Annotated in this window: 16 protein-coding genes; 6 read left to right on the top strand and 10 right to left on the bottom strand. The window is 68.4% G+C overall.

Annotation, left to right across the window (positions count from 1 at the left end):
• The first annotated feature begins 81 nt into the window (after window positions 1-81).
• Entirely contained in the window at window positions 82-312 is a 231-nt protein-coding gene (locus R3E10_19120; GenBank protein MEZ4417875.1) for a hypothetical protein, read from the top strand.
• Between the two features lie 198 nt (window positions 313-510).
• On the opposite strand, the gene R3E10_19115 is transcribed toward R3E10_19120, so the two are convergent.
• Genes R3E10_19115 through R3E10_19105 form a run of 3 tightly spaced genes read right to left on the bottom strand, consistent with a single transcriptional unit; the run spans window position 511 to window position 2,116 of the window.
• Window positions 511-717, bottom strand: coding sequence for a hypothetical protein (locus R3E10_19115; protein ID MEZ4417874.1), 207 nt, complete (start codon window positions 715-717; stop codon window positions 511-513).
• Window positions 714-1,805, bottom strand: coding sequence for an Mrp/NBP35 family ATP-binding protein (locus R3E10_19110; GenBank protein MEZ4417873.1), 1,092 nt, complete (start codon window positions 1,803-1,805; stop codon window positions 714-716). The genes R3E10_19115 and R3E10_19110 overlap by 4 nt, the downstream gene beginning before the upstream one ends.
• A 50-nt stretch (window positions 1,806-1,855) precedes the next feature.
• Window positions 1,856-2,116, bottom strand: a complete 261-nt coding sequence (locus R3E10_19105; GenBank protein MEZ4417872.1) for a NifU family protein — start codon at window positions 2,114-2,116, stop codon at window positions 1,856-1,858.
• Window positions 2,117-2,326: 210 nt separating this feature from the next.
• On the opposite strand from R3E10_19105, the gene R3E10_19100 reads away from it, so the two are divergent.
• Together R3E10_19100 and pruA are read left to right on the top strand one after the other, a co-directional pair.
• On the top strand, window positions 2,327-4,660 hold the full coding sequence (locus R3E10_19100) for a polysaccharide biosynthesis tyrosine autokinase (protein ID MEZ4417871.1): 2,334 nt from the start codon (window positions 2,327-2,329) through the stop codon (window positions 4,658-4,660).
• Window positions 4,657-6,285, top strand: a complete 1,629-nt coding sequence (gene pruA / locus R3E10_19095) for an L-glutamate gamma-semialdehyde dehydrogenase (GenBank protein MEZ4417870.1) — start codon at window positions 4,657-4,659, stop codon at window positions 6,283-6,285. The genes R3E10_19100 and pruA overlap by 4 nt, the downstream gene beginning before the upstream one ends.
• A 43-nt stretch (window positions 6,286-6,328) precedes the next feature.
• On the opposite strand, the gene R3E10_19090 is transcribed toward pruA, so the two are convergent.
• The 7 genes from R3E10_19090 to R3E10_19060 all read right to left on the bottom strand — a co-directional run bounded on the left by R3E10_19090 (window position 6,329) and on the right by R3E10_19060 (window position 14,428).
• Window positions 6,329-7,510 (bottom strand): aminotransferase class I/II-fold pyridoxal phosphate-dependent enzyme, encoded by a 1,182-nt coding sequence (locus R3E10_19090; GenBank protein MEZ4417869.1) that lies wholly within the window; start codon window positions 7,508-7,510, stop codon window positions 6,329-6,331.
• A 133-nt stretch (window positions 7,511-7,643) separates the two neighbouring features.
• Window positions 7,644-8,219, bottom strand: coding sequence for a hypothetical protein (locus R3E10_19085; protein MEZ4417868.1), 576 nt, complete (start codon window positions 8,217-8,219; stop codon window positions 7,644-7,646).
• 6 nt (window positions 8,220-8,225) lie between these two features.
• Window positions 8,226-9,116 (bottom strand): hypothetical protein, encoded by an 891-nt coding sequence (locus R3E10_19080; protein MEZ4417867.1) that lies wholly within the window; start codon window positions 9,114-9,116, stop codon window positions 8,226-8,228.
• Window positions 9,113-10,105 carry a carbohydrate kinase family protein gene (locus R3E10_19075; GenBank protein ID MEZ4417866.1) on the bottom strand — a complete coding sequence of 331 codons (993 nt, stop codon included), beginning with the start codon at window positions 10,103-10,105 and terminating at the stop codon, window positions 9,113-9,115. The genes R3E10_19080 and R3E10_19075 overlap by 4 nt, the downstream gene beginning before the upstream one ends.
• Window positions 10,102-11,088 (bottom strand): ROK family protein, encoded by a 987-nt coding sequence (locus R3E10_19070; GenBank protein ID MEZ4417865.1) that lies wholly within the window; start codon window positions 11,086-11,088, stop codon window positions 10,102-10,104. Before R3E10_19070 ends, R3E10_19075 begins: the two co-directional genes overlap by 4 nt.
• A gap of 1 nt (window position 11,089) precedes the next feature.
• Complete coding sequence (gene lepA / locus R3E10_19065; GenBank protein ID MEZ4417864.1) at window positions 11,090-12,961, bottom strand: translation elongation factor 4; 1,872 nt, start codon at window positions 12,959-12,961, stop codon at window positions 11,090-11,092.
• Between the two features lie 93 nt (window positions 12,962-13,054).
• Window positions 13,055-14,428 carry a DUF4384 domain-containing protein gene (locus R3E10_19060; protein MEZ4417863.1) on the bottom strand — a complete coding sequence of 458 codons (1,374 nt, stop codon included), beginning with the start codon at window positions 14,426-14,428 and terminating at the stop codon, window positions 13,055-13,057.
• 289 nt (window positions 14,429-14,717) lie between these two features.
• Between R3E10_19060 and R3E10_19055 the strand changes: the two genes are divergently transcribed.
• The 3 genes from R3E10_19055 to mfd are packed head-to-tail and all read left to right on the top strand — an operon-like array spanning window position 14,718 to window position 20,902.
• The gene (locus tag R3E10_19055; GenBank protein MEZ4417862.1) at window positions 14,718-15,647 is read left to right on the top strand and encodes a DUF58 domain-containing protein; all 930 of its coding nucleotides are present in this window, start codon (window positions 14,718-14,720) and stop codon (window positions 15,645-15,647) included.
• A gap of 15 nt (window positions 15,648-15,662) precedes the next feature.
• Window positions 15,663-17,573: a BatA and WFA domain-containing protein gene (locus R3E10_19050; protein ID MEZ4417861.1), complete on the top strand. Its 1,911-nt coding sequence runs from the start codon at window positions 15,663-15,665 to the stop codon at window positions 17,571-17,573.
• A complete protein-coding gene (gene mfd, locus R3E10_19045) occupies window positions 17,570-20,902 on the top strand; it encodes a transcription-repair coupling factor (protein ID MEZ4417860.1) in 3,333 nt (1,110 codons plus the stop codon). The genes R3E10_19050 and mfd overlap by 4 nt, the downstream gene beginning before the upstream one ends.
• Window positions 20,903-20,911: the final 9 nt, after the last annotated feature.

The following is a 20,911-nucleotide window of genomic DNA, read 5'->3' as shown; positions in this document are numbered from 1 at the left end:
ACCCTTCCCTGGCCCCCCTGCGTAGTATATAGGTGTGCTGAGGGCGCCACGCGGTGCTCCGGCCTCGACGCAGGAGGAAGAATGATCGGAACACTTCTCACATTCTTTGCGGTCGGCGTGGCGACGCTGATCGCGGCCGGCGTGGTGCTGGCCGTGTTGGGGACGATCTTCTCGATCACGTTCGGGTTGGCGACGTTCCTCCTCTTCAAGGTCGCCCCGGTCATGTTGGTGGGCTGGGTGGTCCTCAAGCTGATCGACCGCACCCGCGGCGGCTCGATTTCCGCAGCCGACCGGCGCTGGCTGGAGGAGTAGAGCGCCGCGCTCAGAACCGCGGGGTCACCCCGCGCCGCGCGCTACGCCCCGCGCCTTGGCGGCGGAGTCGTCCCGCATCGCCGCCCTCGAAGTACTCCTCCAAGTCGACCAGCAGCAACTCGCCGCTCGGCACTTGACCGCCAGGTCCTGGCGGCCGGCACGCAACGCCCCGCGGCCAGCGCCACCCGAAGGAACGGATCAGAGTGGGGGAGCGCTCCGGAGTGCCTCGAGGAGCTCAGGCTGCTGCGAAGCCAGCGCGCCCAGGGTCTGGCACCCGTCACGATCAGCGGCGATCCCCTGCTCCAGGAGAATCACCAGCGCCGCCGGTATCTCACGCACAAGCTCTTGAAGCTGAACCGTGCTCGCGGCTCCCAGATCGAGCGTGTCTCCAGGGGTGGCCCTCATGAACGCTCGACGGCGCTCCACACCGCTCCGGTGACATCGCGCAGGGACGCCGCGGCGGGCGAGTCCGGCGCTCCGAGGACGATGGGGCGTCCTTCGTCCCCAGAGACCCGTACGCGCGGATCGAGCGGGACGCGCCCGAGGAAGACGAGGCCCATCTCCGTGGCAAGGGCCTCGGCGCCGCCTTGTCCGAAGACGTCGATCACCTCCGAGCAGTGGGGGCACACGAGTCCCGACATGTTCTCGACGATGCCGAGCACAGGGGTGTTCACCCGTTCGAACATCCGCACGGCACGGCGCACGTCACCGGTGCTCACATCCTGTGGGGTCGAGACCAACACCGCTCCGTCCACATCGATTGTCTGCACCAGGGAAAGCTGCGCGTCGCCCGTGCCCGGAGGCATGTCGACGACGAGGGCGTCGAGCGAGCCCCAGGCGACCTGCTCGATGAACTGCTTCAGCACGCCGGCGATGAGCGGTCCGCGCATGATCGCAGGCTGCTCCTTCTCCAGCAGGAAACCGAGGCTCATCAGTCGGACGCCGTGGGCGACCAAGGGCTCGATCCGCTCCTGACCCTTGGCGCCGGTGACCGCGGGCCGCCGGGTCTCCCCGAACATGGTCGGGATGTTGGGGCCGTACACGTCGGCATCCAGGAGTCCGACCCGTAGGCCGCGCGCGGCCAACGCCGCGGCCAGGTTGGCGGCCACCATCGACTTCCCCACGCCGCCCTTCCCCGAGCTCACCGCAACCACATGCTTGACGTCGGCCAGGATTCCGGGGCGCGGCGTGGGAGCCGGTACGCTCCCCGGCTTGAGACCGCCCCCCGCGGGCCGCTCGCCCCCCGCTCGGGGCAGTTCCACATTCACCTTCACGGAGCGGATCCCCTCGACCGCCTCAGCGGCCGCACGCGCGTCGCGCACCAGCGTTCCCGGATCCGACGAGCCGAGCGCGAAGGAGAAGCGAGCCTCACCTTCCTCGGAGACCGCGACGTCCCTGACTTGCCCGCCGGCCAAGACATCCTGACCGGTGCGGGGATTGCGGATGCCGGTGAGCGCGACGAGCAGTGCTTGCTTGAGTGCTTCGGGATTCATCGGACCGGAGCGGGATGGAGGAGGTGGGGACCGCCCGTCCCCGGCGGACGTCAGACCGCTTGGACGCCCGTGACTTCGGGAACGGACTCGGTGACGCGACGCTCGATCCCCAGCTTGAGGGTCTGCATGGAGATCGGGCACGACTCGCAGGCGCCCAGCCAACGGATCTCGGCGACTCCGTCCTCGGCACGGAACCCGAGAAACTCGACATCGCCGCCGTCCATACGCAGGGCCGGGCGGATGCTCTCCAACACGGCCTCGATCTGCTCCTCGACGGAAACCACCTGAATCCCCCGCTGGGCGTCATGCACGGCCAAACCTACCCGGCCCGCGGAGGACGCGTCAACGAGGTCGGTTCCCCCGCTCCGAGGCCCCTTCCCGGGTCATTGCCCCACGAGCGGGCGGGGGCGATGATACGGCTCCCGCAGGCCCGCAACGGCGTGGTGGAACACCCGATCGGCAGGCCTGCCCGTGTCCAGCGACGGTCGGTATCGCCGAACGCGAAGATCATCCGGAGCTCGATGGAGCCCGATCCCACCCTTCCCTATCCCGAGCGTTCCTCCCAGGCCGCCCCACCGCACCTGGCGGACTATTGGGAGATCGTCCAGCGCCGGCTCTGGCTGGTCTTCCTGATCGCGGCCTTGGCCTCGGGTGCGGCCCTCTGGGTGGTGGGTCGTCAGCCTCGACTCTTCCGCTCGACCCTGTCGCTTCAGGTCAACGACCCTTGGCAGCGATCGCGGTCACTGACCTCGGTTCCCGGCTTCGGCGCCGATGGATTCATCGATCCGATCCGCTCGGAGATCGAGGTCCTCGGCTCGACTCCGATCGCCGCCGCCGTGGTCCAGGATCTCGGTCTGCGTGTCCAGACCATCACGAGTCCACCCCTGCGCAGTGCGTTGTTCCGGGATGCGCGGGTCGAGCCCGGCGTGCCGCCGCAGGCCCTCGAACTGGCCTACCTCGACGGCAACGAGGTCGCTCTGGTCGCGCCCGACGGGCGCGAGCTCGCCCGTGGGCGCGTAGGCGCGCCGTTGACGGCACCTGGGCTCTCGCTGACGCCCCTCCCCAATCCCGGGGACGGCGCGCGGTACGGCCTGCGGGTGCGTACGGAGACCGAGGTCGTGGACGAGGTGCGTTTCGCAATCTCGGCCTCGGCGCGCGAGAGCACCAACATCATCGACGTCGGATTCGTGGGCACCGATCCGGAGCTCGTGGCGGCCATCCTCGACGGAGCGGCCCGCGCCTTGCGCGCGTACGGAGCTCGCCGCGTCGCCGGACAGGCCTCTCGTGAAGTCGAGTTCATCGAGCAGCGCCTGGACAGCGCCTACGCCCAGCTCGGCAAGTCCCTGCAAGACATCCGCGAGTTCAAGGAAAGCCAGGCCTTCACCGACCTCTCCGTGCAGGAGCAGACGCTCGTCACGCAAAGCGAGGGCAACGCCGCCTCCATCGCGACCCTGGAGTTGCAGCGCAGTGCCCTTTCCGCCGTTCTTCGACAGGTCGAGCGTGGAGACGCGACCGTCGATCAGGTGCGCATCGTCGCTGAGCTACCGATCGAGATCAACCCACAGATCCGCGAGGTCGCGGGCCGGCTTCAGACGCGCAAGGAGGAGCTGCAACGCCTGGTCACCACCGAAGCGAAGACCGGTGACCACCCCGAGGTGATGGGCCTGCAGCAGCAGGTCGACGGGTTGGAGCGGCAGTTGGTCGCCGCTGTGCAGTCCAATCTCACCGCGGTGGAGAATCGACTTCAGCTCCTTGGACGCGAACGCAGCTCCCTGCGCGACCGCCAGCGCCAATTCCCCGGCCTGGAGAACCAACTCGCGACGCTGGAGCTCCAGCAGAACCTGGATCGAGGCACCTACGAGTACCTGCTGTCGCAACTGTATCAGGCCCGCATCGCCGAGGCCGGTGCCAGTCCGTACGTGGAGGTGCTGGATCCAGCGTCCATTCCGACGCCGACCGGCGCGAGGCCCGGCCTGGCCTTGCTGTTGGGCGCGATGCTCGGCGTGCTGCTCGGCATCAGTGGCGCGTTCTTTCTCGAGTACCTGGATCGGACCCTTCGCACCAGCACGCAGGTGCGAACTGCATTGGGCCTGCCCGTGCTGGGAATCGTACCCGAGCTCCCCCATGCCCAGGCGGGGAGCCGGAATGGGAACGGCCGTCCCCTGCTGATCGCGATGGACCCGGGGGACCCCGCCGCTGAGGCCTATCGGGCGCTCCGGCTCAACCTCGCCTTCTCGGACGGGGATCGGACCGGCGTGCGCACCGTGGCCTTCACCAGCCCTGGCCCGAACGAGGGCAAATCCACGTCCGCGGTGAACCTGGCAGTGCTGATCGCGCGGCAGCGGGAACGCATCCTCCTGGTCGATGCCGACCTCCGGCGGCCTGCCTTGCATCTCGCTCTGGGGCTGCCTCGCCAGCCGGGGCTCGCCGACGTGCTGGCGGGCACCGTCACCTTGGACGATGCGCTACAGATCGATGTCCTGCCGAATCTGGACGTGCTCACCGCCGGGCCGTCTGCCGACAGCCCGTCCGATCTCCTCACGTCGCGCGCGATGGAGGATCTACTCGCGGTTCTGGAGAGCCGCTACAACTACGTGATCGTCGACTCTCCACCCATTCTCGCGGTGACCGACGCGGCCGTGCTGGCCGCGCATGTCGACGGTACGGTCCTGGTGGTGCGCTCCGGGGCCACCGACCAACGTGCTGCCCTGCGGGCGCGCACCCAGCTGGAACGCGTGGGCGTGCGCATCCTGGGGGTTCTGCTGAACGACGTATCCGTCACAACGACGGAAGAGAGCTACTACTTCCGCTACATCTATCGCTACTACCAGAAGGAAGCAGCCACTCCATCATGAGCAGCCGAGCCTTTCCACCTCAAGCCACGAACGAGCCGATCCTCTCCTACGCCCCAGGGTCGAGCGAGCGTGACGCGCTCAAGCGCGCCCTGATAACCCACTCCGGGCAGCAGATCGAGATTCCGTTGTTGATCGGCGGCCGCGAAGTCCGCACCGGGGATACTTCAACTGCCCTCGTGCCCCACGATCACGGCCACGTCCTGGCCACGTGGCATCGCGCCGGCCCCAAGGAGGTACAGCAGGCGATCGACGCGGCGATGGCGGCCCGGGCGGAATGGAGCCGTTGGCCCTGGGAGGAGCGGGCCCGGGTGTTCCTGCGCGCCGCCGAGCTCCTCGCCGGCCCGTGGCGACAGACGCTCAACGCCACCACCATGTTGAACCAGGGCAAGACGGCGTTCCAGGCGGAGATCGACGCAGCCTGCGAGCTGATCGATTTCTGGCGCTTCAACGTCGAGTACGCGGCGCACATCTACGCGGAGCAACCGAACTCCAGCGCGGGCCTCTGGAACTGGACGGACCACCGGCCGCTCGAGGGGTTCATCTACGCCGTCAGTCCCTTCAACTTCACCGCGATCGGCGGGAATCTGAGCGGTGCGCCGGCGCTGTTGGGCAACGTGGTGGTCTGGAAGCCCTCGGATCACGCCGTCGTGAGCAACTACTACGTGGCACGACTCCTGGAAGCCGCCGGCCTCCCGCCCGGCGTCATCAACTTCATCCCTGGGGACCCGGTCGAGATCACAGGGGCGGTCCTGGCCCATCCGGACTTCGCCGGTCTCCACTACACGGGATCGACGGCCGTCTTCCGATCCCTGTGGCAGCAGATCGGGAGCAACCTCGCCCACTACCGCTCCTATCCCCGTATCGTCGGGGAGACGGGCGGAAAGGACTTCGTCGTCGCGCACGCTTCGGCCGACCCCGAGGCGCTGCGGGTGGCTCTGGTCCGGGGAGCGTTCGAATACCAGGGCCAGAAGTGCAGTGCGGCCTCTCGGGCCTACATCCCGGAGAGCGTGTGGCGGAGGATGGGGGACGATCTGGTTTCCGAGACCAACGGGCTGGCGATGGGCGATCCCGCCGACTTCCGCAACTTCGTCGGCGCAGTCATCCACGAGCGCGCGTTCGAGAAGATCGCGGGCTACATCGACCGGGCCCGCCAGAACCCGGAAGTGGAGATCATCGCGGGGGGCGCGTGCGACCGCTCCAAGGGCTGGTTCGTTCGTCCCACCATTCTCAAGGCGACCAACCCGCGCTACGAAGCGATGTGCGAGGAGATCTTCGGGCCGGTGTTGTCCGTCTACGTGTATCCGGATGGCCAGTGGGAAGACATCCTGGACCTGGTGGACTCGACGTCACCGTACGCGCTGACCGGTGCCGTGTTCGCGGACGATCGCCGGGCGGTCCAGAAGGCATTCGATCGCCTGCGCGATGCGGCCGGGAACTTCTACATCAACGACAAACCGACGGGAGCGGTGGTCGGTCAGCAGCCCTTCGGAGGCGCGCGCGCGTCGGGGACCAACGACAAGGCTGGAGGCCCCGGCAACCTGCTGCGCTGGATCTCCCCGCGAAGCGTCAAAGAGACGCTGGTCCCACCCAAGGACTATCGGTACCCCTTCATGGGGGCCGAGTAGATCCGCGCGAGGGCCCGATCGCAGCCGCGGTCGGGCCCTCCCTCTATCCGTCGGCGCGGGCTGCCTGCAACGCCCGACCGAAGTCGCGCTCCAGGTCGGGTACGTCCTCGAGTCCCACCGAGATCCGCACGAACCCCTCGGGGATCCCCTGCTCTTCCATCTCCTTGGCGCCCAATCCCACCTGCGAGGTGAAGCGGGGCTGACTGACCAGCGTCTCGACTCCACCGAGGCTCGGCGCATACAGCGCGATCTGCAGCGCACGGCAGAAGGTATTGGCCGCGCGACTCCCACCCTCCAGCACGACCGAGAGCATTCCCCCGTAGCCCTGCAGGATCTCCTTGGCGAGCTCGTGGTCGGGGTGTTCGGGCAATCCGGGGTGGATGACGGCCTTCACACCGGACTGCTCCTTGAACCAGCGCGCCAGGGCCAGCGCGCTTTCGTTCTGTCGCTGGACGCGCACTGAGAGCGTACGCAGTCCGCGCGCCAACAGCCAGGCGGCGTGCGGATCGAGAGCCGGCCCGTAGAGCATGAGCATGCGCCGAACCTCGTCGATGATGGCGGTGCTGCCGCACACGACACCCGCGACCACGTCCGAGTGGCCGCCCAGGTACTTGGTGGCGCTGTGGATGACGACGTCGACGCCCAGGCTGGCCGGACGAAGATTCACCGGGGAGGCGAACGTGCTGTCGACCACCAGCGGCACGCCGGCTTCGCGTGCCAGGCGGACCAAGGGGCGGGGATCGTGGATGCGCAGCGTCGGGTTGGTGGGGACCTCCATGAACAGGAGCCGCGTGTTCGCCTTGAGCGCCAAGCGCCAGGTACGAGCGCTGTCCGGGTCCACGAAGTCCACCGCGACGCCGCGTCGGGCCAGCTCCTGCTGCAGGAAGGACTGCGTGGTGCCGTAGATCTGTCTCGAGGCGACCACGTGGTCCCCCGCACGGGTCAGGGCCAGCAGCGTCATCGCCGTAGCCGCCATCCCACTGCCCAGGGCAATCGCGGACTCGGTCCCCTCCAAGGCCGCCAGCTTTGTTGCCACTTCTTCCTGGTTGGGGTTGTTCCCGTAGCGGGCGTACCGCAGATCGATGGTGGCGTCGTGCCAACCGCCGTAGTAGGTGGCGCTCTGCACCAGGGGAGGAACGACGGGCGCCCCCTCCGCTGGCGTCACGGAGCCGGCGTGCACGCTCTGGGTCGACAGCCCGCCGTGCGTGGGACGGTGCGCGGTCATGGATGGTCTCGCGTTGAGCCGAGGGGCCGTTGGAGGACGGAAGGTAGGGGAGCGAAGGAAGGCTCAGCAACGCCGCGGCGCCACCCACCAAGGCGTCGGCCCGCACACGGCTGGCTCGAGCGAGGCCCCCGGCTCAGCGGAGGCGTCGGGCCAGATTGGCCAGGGTGCTGAGTTCGCGACCCCCGTCCAGTTCCAGCAGCAGCCGTTCCTCCATAAGGCTCTGCAGGGCCTCCGCCTGGCGTCCGCGCACCTCCGCCAGCGCCCCACCCCGCAAGCTGCCCCCGCCGTCCAACTGATGCCAAAGTGCCCTGGCGTCCTCGGACAGGGCACCCACCAGCGCAAAGTCCCCACCTGAGGCCTCGACGAGCGCGGTGAGACGCTGCCGCCTCAGGACCTCTTCCAAGGTCTCGAGGTGGTGCACGTCGATCGTCCTGAATACGAAGAACACCTCGAAGGGCCGGTCCGCTTTTCGGTAGCGGGTAAGAAGCTTCGCCACCACCTCGTCGGCGCAGGAGTAGTCGAGCACCGCGACCTCGGAGAGGTCGATGGTCGACAGCACGGGCCGCTTCGGATCCCCGAGGTGTTCACCAAGCTGAGCTTCGATGGCCAGTCGCACGGCTCGGCCGGTGGGCCGCGTCACCAGATGCGAGTAGAGCGAAGCGACGTTGCGGCGGACCAGGTCCCGAACATCGATGGCGATCGGTTCCATCCTCGGCTACCCCTTCGGTGCAGCGGGAAGGACGATACTGATCTGAGCGCCGGGGAACGGCGGAAGCTCATCCTCCAAGGGCGGCGAGTCGTCCCAGTTGGGGACATCCGCGATGCGCGCCGTCCCGGAACGCACGGCGATGATCCCATCCCAGCGCCGCACCTGACGCCGGATCTGTTGGATCCCCTGTCCGCGCCCCGAATCCGGGAACCGCGTGAGCCCGTGGATGAACGCAGCCTCCAGTGCCGTAGCATCCCCCCACCGATCGCCGAAACGGGCGGCATGCTCGGAGGCGAGCGATCCCCGGAATCCGCGACCCACATCGACGACCGAGAGCACCAGCACCTCTCTTCCCAGGCGCTTGGTCCACTTGTAGACCTGGGCGGCCACCCACCCTGGTGCCTCGGCATGCTCCAGGATGTTCTGGCAGACCTCCGAGAGGATCACGGAGAACTGCACTACAGAAGAGGTCGGATAGCCCAGGGTCTTCGAGAGGATGGCACCCGCGCGGGACTGCACCCGCTCGACCACCTCGTGGACGTCCTGGTTCTCCGCGATGGACGTGATCTCGAGCAACACGTCCGACGCGCGAGCGCTCCGCCGGGACGGCGGCGCGTCGGTCATCTGGAAGATCTGGGACGCCTGCTGGAAGAACCCCATGCGGGAGAGGTAGCCCACGACATCCGCGCTCTCCGGTAGGTTGAGCTTGACCGGTCCCTGCTGGCGGTCGCTGAGGACCCGCCCGACCGCCAGAAGCGCCAGCATCCCGGCGGGGTCGATCCAGCGCAAGTGGCGAGCGTCGAGGAGCGAGCTCGACTCGGAGGGCGTGCCCACCTCGCGAAAGAGGTCATCGACACTCTTCATGTCGAGTGCACCCGGGACGTCGATGAGCCTCATCCGTGTACCTCCGAGGACAACCGGCCGGTCAGGTGCAGATGCAACCCCGTGGCGCCGTTCAGAGCGGCGTTGCGGCCCGCCAGCGTGTTGGCCCGTGACATGGCCACGTCCAGGGCGTCTCCGGCCAGCAAGCGAGCGAAGCAGGTGGCGCCCCACACGTCCCCACATCCTGTGGGATCGGGCTCCGGTACAATCTCCGTCGAGGCGATGCGCCTGCTGAGCGCCGTTCCCGTGGGCCCCAGCGCCCTGCGCGCCTTGGGCCACCGCAGCGGATCGGGATGGAAGTCCGGAGCGGCCACGAAGGCCGCGCCGCGTTCGCCCAGCGTCACCAGCAGCACGCGCAGCGGTCCGCCCACCAGCTGCGCCGCCAGAGCCCAGGGGTCTCCGGAGTGTTCAGCCAGCAGAGCGAACTCGGCCTCGTTCATCTGTATCGCGTCGAAGCAGCGCAGCCAACGCGCCAGCTCGGGCAGAGCCTGGGGCGTGCGCAAGCCGCCCGCCGACACAGCCAGGAAGAGCGAGTGCAGGTCGGCGTAGATCGGGCCGTCGAAGGCTTGCCGAAGCCACTCCGCGGTCTCCACCGTCATCTCGAAGCCGGAGATGAAATTGACGTAGAGGGCGTCCAGGTCGGACAGGCGGGGAAGCAACTCGGGGGCGGTCCAGGGCCCCACCCCCCCAGACAACCGCTCGGTCCGACGCGTGTGGTCGGCGTAGATCAGCTCCACGCGGTTGTTGGGCTCGGGGACGGGTTGAATGGCCTCGAAGTGGACGCGCGGCAATCCTCGCAGGAAACGGACGGCCCGTCCTTCGAGGTCACGGCCGACCTTCAACAGGGGTACCACCTCCCACGCCTCCGGCAACGAGGCACACACCCCGCCGAGCGCATAGGCGATTCCACCCCACTCTTCGATGGGGGCTCGCCCCACCCGGCGGATCGTATCCCACACCAGCGTGCCGACCACGCCCAGGCGTGGGCCCTTCCCCAGCGTCACGGCGCGACCATCTCGGCGCGGAATACCCCCGCGGCTCCCACCACGCCGGCGCCGTCACCCAGCTGCGCCACACGGATCTCACACGCATCCACCGCAGAGCGGAAGGCGCGCTGACGGACCGTGGCCCGCAGGGGGCCGAGAAGGAGATCGCCGGCCTGCACCACCCCGCCCGCGATGACCACGATGTCGGGATTGAACGCGTTGATCAGATTGGCGATCCCCGCTCCCAGGATCTTGGCGGTCTCCTGAAGCACCTCGTGCGCGTAGCGGTCTCCCGCCACAGCGCCGTGGTAGACCGTCGCGGCCGTGATCCGATCGAGGGCCCCGCCCACGGTCTCCGCCAACGTGGTCTCCGCACCGGCTTCGATCCCTTCGACGGCTCGGGCCGCAATCGCCGGACCCGACGCATAGGCTTCCAGGCAACCGTAGTTGCCGCAGTTGCACTTGCGCCCATGGAAATCGATGGTCATGTGTCCGAATTCCCCGGCGGCATCGGAGGCGCCGTGGAAGATCCGTCCATCGATGACCATCCCACCCCCAACCCCGGTGCCGATGGTCACGCCGATCAGATGTCGGGACCCCCGCCCGGCACCCAGCCACCACTCGCCGTAGGTGGCACAGTTGGCATCGTTGTCCAAGGTGGCTGGCAGGTCCAGGGCCCCCGCCACCAAGTCGCGGACGGGGAAGTTCTCCCAACCGAGGTTGGGGGTATCGAGCACCACACCGGTCGTTCGGTTCAGCGGTCCGGGCGATCCGATCCCCACCCCGAGGATCTCCGCGTCCGCGCCGGCCTGCTCCCGCACGGCGGCAATCACGTCCTTCACCATGCGCACGACACGCTCGACCACGGAGTGGCCTCCTCGCCGCGCTTCCGTGGGTCGCTGCAGGAGTCCGACGACCGGCCCACCTTCTGCCGGAACGGCGCCCACGACGAGGTTGGTCCCACCGATGTCGACTCCCACGATCCAACGGGACCCGGACACCTCAGTCGCTTCCCAGTGAGAGGACGGCCAGGAAGGCCTCCTGGGGGATCTCCACCGCACCGACCTGCTTCATGCGCTTCTTTCCTTCCTTCTGCTTTTCCAGGAGTTTGCGCTTCCGGGTGATATCGCCGCCATAGCACTTGGCGGTGACGTTCTTCCGGAGTGCCTTCACGTTCTCACGAGCGATGATGCGCGTGCCGATGGCCGCCTGCAAAGCCACCTCGAACTGCTGACGCGGAATCAGCTCCCGCAAGCGTTTGATGAGGTCGCGTCCGTAGGTCTCTGCCTTGTCCTTGTGGATGATCACGCTGAAGGCGTCGACAGGGTCCCCGTTGACCAGGACATCCAGCTTCACGAGGTCTCCGGCCCGATACTCCTTGAACTCGTAGTCCAGCGATGCATAGCCTCGCGTGCTGCTCTTGAGGCGATCGTAGAAATCGAGGACGATCTCGGCCAACGGTAGCTCGTATTCGAGTTCCACACGCAGCGGATCGGGATAGTGCATACCCAGGAAGAGACCGCGCCGTTCGTGGCAGAGCTTCTGCACGTTGCCGATGAACTCGGAAGGCGAGACGATGCGCGCCCGCACCATGGGTTCGGCGATCGTCTCGATGCGAGAGCGATCCGGCATGAGCGTGGGGTTCTCGATGTGGATCTCCTGCCCGTCCGTCAACCGCAGGTGGTACTCCACGTTGGGGACCGTAGTGATCAGGTCGACCCCGAACTCCCGGTGGAGCCTCTCCTGGATGATCTCCATGTGCAGCAGACCCAGAAAGCCGCAACGGAAACCAAAACCGAGGGCCGTCGAGGTCTCGGGCTCGTAGTGCAAGCTGGCATCGTTGAGTCGTAGGCGTCCCAACGCGTCCCTCAGCTCCTCGTATTGGTCGGAGTCCGTGGGGTAGAGGCCGGCGAACACCATGGGCCGCACTTCTTGATAGCCGGGAAGTAGCTCGGTGGCCCGGCGGTCGGCATCGAGAATGGTGTCGCCCACCCGCGTGTGGGACACGTCCTTGATGGCCGCGACCACGTACCCGACCTCTCCGGGGCCGAGCTGGTCCCTGGGTACGCGCCCCAACCGATAGTAGCCGACCTCGGTGACGTCGTAGACCGCGGGCACCGCGCCGAACGCGATTCGCATGCCGGCCCGCACCGTCCCATCGACCACGCGCACGCTGGGGACCGCGCCGAGGTACTGGTCGTACAGGGAGTCGAAGATCAGCGCTCGCAGAGGCGCCTCAGGAGAGCCTCGGGGAGCGGGGATCCGGGCGACGATGGCCTCGAGAATGGCCTCGGCCCCAGTGCCTTCCTTGGCACTGGCCAGGAGAATCGAGTCAGGCTCGACACCCAGGAGGTCCGACAACTCCTCGCGTCGCCGCTCGGGTTCCGCACCCGGCAGATCGATCTTGTTCAGGACCGGGATGATCTCCAGCCCGGCGTCCAACGCCAGAAAGAGGTTGGACAGCGTCTGTGCCTGCACACCCTGGCTGGCGTCCACCACCAGCAGCGCCCCTTCGCAGGCGGCCAAGGAGCGTGAGACCTCGTAGGTGAAATCGACGTGACCAGGGGTATCGATCAGGTTGAGCTGGTATTCGCTGCCGTCGGCGCCCCGGTAGTCCATCCGTACCGCGTGTAGCTTGATCGTGATGCCGCGCTCGCGCTCCAGCTCATTGGAGTCGAGAACCTGTTCCCGCATGACACGCCGATCCAGCGTGCCTGTGCGTTCGAGCAGCCGGTCGGCCAGGGTCGACTTCCCGTGGTCGATGTGCGCGATGATACAGAAGTTGCGGATGTGGTCGGTCTGCACGGCTGAGTCCGGGGGTCGGATCGGCAGGCTCGCGGCCCGCCCGAAACGAAGGGGCTCGCGGGGCAGCATCGTGCTCCGCGAGCCACCAGAAGGACAGCGAAGTATACCGCGGCTCCGCCGTCACCGGGAGCGTGGCCGCCGTTGGGCGGCTGCGAGGGACGCTCAGCCCCCGTCGGAGCCACCTCGAGGCCGACGCGGACGCTCTCCACCGCGTTCCTTCGGCGAGCCGCTGCCGGAGCTCCGAGCGACGGGCGGTCTGGAGGATCCAGAGGGCCGTCGCGCTGCGGGCTGGTCGGACCCGCCCGAGGGCCGGCGCACCGGTGGCGGCGCGGCGCTGCCGGGCGGACGCCCTGCCGCGCCCCCGGAGGGTGCATTGGAAGGCCGGCGCACCTCGGGACGTCGTCCGGCGGAGGGGCCCCCCCCGCGATCCACCGACCCGCTGCCTCCGGAGCGAGAGCCCGGGCCTTCGAGGCGAGGCTGGACGCGCGGGCGGGGCTGGATCGACGGCCGAAGTCGCTCAGTGGGCCCTGCCCGCCGGGTCGACGAGCCCTCCGAGGCACGCTCGGGCCGCGAGCGCTCCAGGGGGACGGGCTGGCGCCGCACCCGCCCGTCCGTGGAACCGGAGTCGCCTCGCCGGCGGACGGTGGGCTCCTCGGCCGGGGCGCGCCCCCGCGAATTGGGCGGCCGAGCCTCCGCGTCGTTCCGACGAGTCGGCGTGTCGTACTCCCCCGGGCGGCGACGGCCCTGCCGGGGGCTGAGCAGCACCGCATCCGGAATCCTCAGTCCCTTCTCCTTGAACTCGTAGCGCGGGCGACCCCGAGGCCGGGGGAGCACGGCGTAGCTGCCCCGGTAGCGGGTGCTGATGTAGAACCACGGGTCGCTGCGTCCGTAGACGTCGAACTCCAGGCAGGTGGAGTAGTAGGGGTCCCAGACGTAGAAGGGCCGCTCAGCGTGACACTCGTAGCAGAGGAAGCGGGGGTATTCGTAGTCGTCCCCCACGTCGTACTCGGCGTAGTCGAGCGCATAGGGAACGTACTCCCATTCCGGGATGAGCCGCGCGACGAATTCGTCCATCGCCAGGAAGGGGTCGCCGTGCACCTCGCCCCCCACGGTGCGGAGGTCCCAGGTGCGCTCATAGCGGGAGTAGTCGAACGCGGAGAAATCAAGCGGCTCCGGCGACGCGACGATGAAGTAGTACCCGACTCCCGGATGTTCCTCCACGTACCAATACGCGGAGTTGCCGAACAGGAGCCGGTAGTCACGACCGCCCCTCACGAGGTTGGGTTGGCCGGGGCGCTCGGGAAAGACCAACGCGGCGCGGCCGTCGGTGTCGAGATGGAACACGGCGACGTACGCGTCCTGCGAGATCCGGTAGTAGATGCGGATGCGGTCACCCAGTTGGAGGACGGGCTCGGAGCCCCGGTCCAGCCACACGCGCGCCTCCACCTCCAGCGCTGCGTCCGGTGCTTGTGCAAGCGTCGGGGTCGCGGCCCCGAAGGTCGCCGCCCCCAGCACCCACATCCGGCCCACCTTCATCGATGCCACCTCCCGCAAGCCCGTCCCCTCTCCATACCCGCGCCCAGTCTGTTCGGCGCATTCGTCCGTAGGTCGAGAGGGCAGGAGCCATGCCACGGTACGGCGCGTCAAAACCCCCTGGATTGGGCGTTTCGGGCCTGGGGGCCGGTGCCGTGTCCCCCTCTGGGGACGCCCATCCTCGCCCGCCGAGGACACCCGACCCCGGGTCCAGCGCGCTCCACGGGCCCCATGGCTCGCCTGTCCCACACGTTGCTCGCGCGTCTGCCGGAGAGGTACTTTGCCAGTCTCCATGAGTCAGACGACGACGCGTTCCCGCGCCCACCTCCGGCGCGCCGATCTCCTGCATCCCACCGAGCTCTCCCGCCTCGGGAACCTCGAGTTCGTGGCGCGCAAGGTGGTCGAGGGTTTCCTCCTGGGCCTCCATGCCTCGCCCCACCGCGGGTTCTCCGCCGAGTTTGCAGAACTCAAGGCCTATCAGCCCGGGGACGACGTACGCTACATCGACTGGCGCATGTTCGGGCGTTCCGATCGCTATTTCGTGAAGCAGTTCCAGGAGGAGACCAACCTGGTCAGTCACCTCCTGCTGGACATCAGCGAATCGATGAACTGGAAGTCCGGGACCGGACTCCTGTCCAAGCTGTCCTATGGGAAGCAGCTCCTCGCCGCACTTTCGCTGCTGCTCGTGCGGCAGGGCGACGCAGTGGGTCTCACCGCCTTCCATGACGGCGTGCCGACCCGCATCCACCCCCGAGGCGGAAAGCACCACTGGTACGAGCTCCTCCACCGGTTGGAGAGCCTGCAGGCTTCGGGGCGCACCAACGCTCCGTCGGCCCTCACCGACGTGGCGCGGCGCCTGCGCCGCAGGGGGCTCGTCGTGCTCGTATCGGATCTGTTGGTGGACCTGGATCGGACCAAGAACACCCTTCGGTTCCTTCGGCACCGGGGACATGAGGTGTTGGTGCTGCATCTGCTCGATCCCGGTGAGCGGGAGCTGCCGGCAGCCGGGGATGCGTGGTTCTACGACCCCGAAACGCAGGAGGAAATGCGCGTCAACGCGGCCGACCTGCGTGCCGACTACCGAGACGCGGTGAAGGAGGCCCTGCGCGAGTGGGAGCGCGCCCTGAGGCCCTACGGCATCGACTATGTGACCGTGGACACCGACCAGCCCCTGTCCCGCGTGCTGGGCGCGTACTTGAAGAAGCGCGCCCGCCTGGGCTAGCGGGTCGATCGGCGCATGGGGTTCCTGAGTCCTGCCTTCCTGATTGCCGGTGCCGCGCTCGTGGTCCCGCTCTTCCTGCACCTGTTCCATCGGCAGGAGACCGAGCGCCTGGCCTTCCCCGCCCTGCGCTACCTGCGTCGAACGGAGAAGGAGCACGCCCGCCGCATCCGCCTGCGCCAGGTGATCCTGCTGCTCCTGCGGGTCGCTGCACTGGCGCTCATCGTGGCGGCCGGCGCACGCGCGTTTCTGACTGGACCCACCAGCGCTCACCCGCCAACCGCGTTGGCCATCGTCCTGGACAACTCCGGCAGCAGCGGCCTGGTGCTGGGAGACGAGCGGGTCCTCGACCGCCTGAAGGCCGCGGCCCTTAGGTCGATCGCCAATGCCACCGACCGCGATCGCATCTGGGTCCTGCGCGCCGGCGACCCGGAGGACGTGGCCCTCCCGAGCACGCCCGAACAGGCGCGCTCACGCGTGCTCGGGACCGAGGTGAGCGAGTCGGCCACCGACTTGGATGCTGCGCTCGATCGGGCCGAGGCTCTCGTGGGGAGCTCGGAGCTCGATGCCAAGGAGATCCACCTTCTCTCCGACCTGCAGGCCAGCGCGTTCGGAGAGGAGCCCAGAACGGCAGCGATTCCTGTCCGCGCCCTGCAGCCCGATTGGGACCGTCCACGCAACCGCGGCGTCGGCACGGTGTTGGTTGGCGGAGGTCTGCCACCGGTCACGGGCCAGCGCACCGAGGTGAGCGCTGAGCTGCTGGGGCCGGACGCCGCGCAAGGGGACTCGGTCCCGGTTCGGCTGATCCTGTCGGGGCGCGTGGCCGGCGCCACGGTCGCTCCCCTGGGTGCAACCGTCGTGTTTCCAGTCTCTCCCCTCGCACCGGGCGTGGTCGAGGGTCACGTGGAGATCGACGCGGACGCCCTCGCCGCCGATGATCGCCGCTACTTCGCGTTCCGTGCCGGGCCGCCCCCGCGGGTCGAAGTCCGCGGACCGGCGTCTCCGTTCCTGGCCAGCGCCATCGACGTCCTGGTCGAGAGCGGACGAGCCCGCTTCGACCCCCCGGCCGAGGTCGTATTCGCCGTGGATGGGGAGGGGCTGGAGTCGCGCCGACCAGGCGTCACCTTCGTGATCGTTCCGTCCGCAGATCCCACCCGCCTGGGCGCGCTCAATCGACGCCTCGGCGCCGCGGGCCTGCGCTGGCGCTATGCACCCGCGGACGACGTGGGCGAGCTGCCGGTGGCGGCTCCGGGGCTTCTCCAGGACCTCACCGACCTGCGGGTCCGCCGCCGCTACGCGCTCGAGTCCAGCGGGAGTCCGCTCGGCGTCCTGGCCAGCGTGGGCGGCGCCGAGCCCTGGATCGTCACGGACGAGGATGAGGCAGGACGGGTGTTGCTGTTCGGATCCCCGTTCGACGCGGAGTCCACCAACCTGGTCGTGGGCGCGTCGCTCCTTCCCTTGCTCGAGTGGATGGTGGGACGCTGGTCGCGCGCCGACGCGCTCCCGGCCTCCATCGATGTGGGCCAGTCGCTGCCCCTGTTCGAGGGCATCGACGCCGTTGCCGACCCGACGGGACGGGTGGTGCCCATCGAGAACGGGCGCGCGATCACGCAGGTCGCCGGACTGTATTCCCTCCTGGCCGGGGACTCCGTGGTCGCCAGGGTTGCCGCCAACATCGCCACGCGGGAGTCCCTGCTCGACCCACTGCCTATCGACGCCCTCCGCCGTCATCTGGGGCCGGGGCTCGAAGTGGCGGTCGACCCCGACGCGTGGGAAGCTCGGATCTTCGCCCGGCGGCAGGGACCCGAGATCTGGTGGCCCCTCCTGCTCGCAGCCCTCCTGTGCCTGCTTCTCGAGAGCTGGGTCGCGGGCAGCGGCCTGGCGGCGTCGACACGTCGGTCCCCGGTTCCGTCCCCAACCGCGCGGTGAGGTCCACCCCGTCGACACGGCTGCATCGCATCGTCGAAGCGGCAGCCGCCTGCCCGGCACTCCGTACCGTCGCAGCTCAGACGCCGGCCCCCGGTGAGCGGATCGTGTTGGGAGGCGTCCTGGGCTCGGCGGCCGCGGCGGTGGTCGCGACCCTCGCCACGCGGGGCGCTCCGCTTCTGATCGTCACCGACACGCCGTCGGAAGCCGTCGACTTCGAGGCCGATCTCGAGGTGCTTCTCGGTCCCGAGGGGGCGCACCTCTTCCCCCAGCGGGAGTCGTTGCCCTACGAAGCGGCCGAACCGCACGTGGAAGTGGCCGGTCTGCGCATCGAAGCAGTCGAAGCCCTCCTCGCCGGTCGGACCCACGTTCTGGTGACAACGCGGCGTGCCCTGCAGGAGCGATCCCCCCTCCCTCAGCGACTGAGCGACCTGACTCTCGACCTCGAGGTCGGCATGACGCTCCCCTTCCGCGCGCTGACGGACGCGCTGACGGCGCTGGGCTTCGAACGCGTTCCTCTGGTGGAGGAGGTCGGGCAGTTCGCCGTGCGCGGAGGGCTGGTGGACGTCTTCTCCTTCGGGTCCCCGGAGCCGGTCCGCGTGGAGTTCTGGGGAGACGAGGTCGAATCGATCCGTGCGTTCGACATCCTGGACCAACGCACGCAGGGTGAGCGCACCGACGCCCGCATCCTGCCACTGGACTTCCGGCCGCGAGCCGACCGCACCACCACCGCCGACCTATCGCTGTTCGACATCGTCCCGGATGGGACCGTCGTGGTGGACGTGACCCAGCATCCCTGGGAGCCGGAGGCGGAACGCGTCTGGAGCCAGGTGCTTCGCCTGCGCGAGGAGGCGGTGGAGGCCGGTCTCCAGCCGGCGCCACCCGACACGGTGATGATCCCGCCCGCAGACTTCCTCATGCAGGCACAGCGGTGGGGAACGCTGCGTCTGCAGAGCGAAGGGACTCGCTGTGACGCGGTCCTGAATGCCCTGCCGGCGCCCGCCGTGGACCGGGACATGAAGCGGCTGAAGCGCCTGCTTGAAGACGGCGCCGGACTGGGTCTGGAAACCCTGCTGCTCTGCGACAACGAGGGACAGGCAGAGCGCCTGGAAGAGATCCTGGGAGGCGCGGGCTCGCTGCCACCCGGCACCACCGTGGTGGTGGGGTCCCTGGCGCGGGGCTTCGAGCTGCTCTGCGCCGAGCCGCCCCTACGCGTGCTCACCGACCACGAGATCTTCCGCCGCTCCCGGCGCGTCCGACGTGGGCGCCGGTTCCGGGGCGCCGTGGCGCTGGAGTCGCTCGCCCAACTCAGTCCCGGCGACTACGTCGTGCACATGGATCACGGCATCGGTCGCTTCCGGGGCCTCGAGACCGTCACAGTCGGCGACGAAGCGCTCGAGGTGCTGCTTGTCGAGTATGCCGGCAACGAGACGCTCCGGGTCCCCGTGTACCGGATCGACCTGCTCGAGCGCTGGGTGGGCGCGAGCGAGGAGGGTCCAGCTCCCGCTCTGCACCGGATCGGAGGGAAACGCTGGAAAGGGCTCAAGGCGCGCACCGAGGCGGCGATCCAGAAGATGGCCCAGGAGCTGGTGGAGCTTTATGCCAGCCGCGCCACCGCCACCGGACACGCCTTTCCTGCGGATACACAATGGCAGCGGGAGATGGAGTCCTCCTTCCTGTACGAAGACACGCCGGATCAGCGACAGGCGACGCTGGATGTGAAGGCCGACATGGAGTCGGGGCGGCCCATGGACCGGCTGGTGTGCGGCGATGTCGGCTACGGAAAGACCGAGGTCGCCGTGCGCGCCGCGTTCAAGGCCGTCCAGGATGGAAAGCAGGTTGCCGTGCTCGCGCCCACCACCATCCTGGTCGAACAGCACCGTCACACCTTCGAGGAGCGGCTGGCGGACTATCCCGTCCGGGTCGGGGCGCTTTCGCGCTTCCGCCCCGCCGCGGAACAGAACGCCCTTCTGGAGCACCTGGCCAGCGGTGAGCTCGACGTCGTGATCGGCACCCACCGGCTCCTTTCACGAGACGTACGCTTCCGGGCCCTGGGCCTGTTGATCGTCGACGAGGAACAGCGCTTCGGCGTGAAGCACAAAGAGCGGCTCAAGGAGTTGAAACACTCCGTGGATGTGTTGACGCTCACAGCGACACCCATCCCCCGCACACTACACTTGGCGCTCTCGGGCCTCCGCGACCTTTCGTTGATCCGGACGCCGCCACGCGACCGCATGCCCATCATCACGACGGTGCTCCCCTGGCGCGACCCCGTCCTCGCCGACGCCATTCGCCGTGAGTTGGATCGCGGGGGCCAGGTGTACTTCCTGCACAATCGGGTCGAGACCATCCACACGGCCGCCGAGCGGGTCCGGCAGCTGGCTCCGGATGCGCGCACGGCAGTCGCGCACGGACAGATGCGACCCGGCGAGCTCGACCACGTCATGCGCGACTTCGTGGAAGGGGACATCGATGTGCTGGTCTGCTCGTCCATCATCGAGAACGGACTGGATGTACCGAACGCGAACACGCTCATCGTCGACGATGCGGATCGCTTCGGACTGTCCCAGCTCTACCAGATCCGCGGCCGGGTGGGCCGCTCCGACCGGCGCGCATTCTGCTACCTGGTCGTACCGGAGCGGATTACCGACGACGCCGAGAAGCGTCTCCAGGTGCTGGAGCACTACACGGAGCTGGGCAGCGGCTACTCCGTAGCACTCAAGGACCTGGAGCTACGCGGTGCCGGAAACCTGTTGGGGGCTGACCAATCGGGGTTCGCGCAGGCCGTTGGCCTGGATACCTATCTGCGGCTCCTCAAGGACACCATCGAGCGCATGCAGCGCCCCGACAGCCGGCCGGATTTCCCGGATCCGGAGATCGTGATGGATGGACCCGCCTTGATCCCGGACGATTACATCTCCGATGCGGGACAGAAGCTTCATTTCTACCGTCGCATCGCGGGCACCTCGACTCTGGCGGACGTCACCGCCCTCGACGAGGAGTTGGTGGACCGCTATGGCGGGCTGCCGACGGCGACCCGACGGCTTCTCGACCACGAGCGACTGCGCATTCTCGGCGGTCCGCTGGGCGTGGAGCGTGTCTTCCTCCGCCCCCAGGAGGCCCGGCTCAATTTCCGAGAGGGAGCCCATCCCCGCATGGCAGCCCTGGCAGGCCCGCTGGGGAACCGCCAGGTCACGGTGGAGGTACGCCGCATGGCACCACTTTCCTTGGTTCTGCGGCGAGAGGGGTCGGACTCGCTCGCCGCCACCGCCATCGAAGCGCTCACCGTCTTGCGGGAGGACGACGCCCTCCTTGAAGCGGCGGATCGGTGAGCCAGACGC

Source organism: Gemmatimonadota bacterium, from assembly GCA_041390105.1.
Taxonomy (GTDB): domain Bacteria; phylum Gemmatimonadota; class Gemmatimonadetes; order Longimicrobiales; family Gaopeijiaceae; genus JAGQIF01.
The sequence above is the reverse complement of the archived record's forward strand: the minus strand, read 5'-3'. Positions and strand labels throughout refer to the sequence as shown.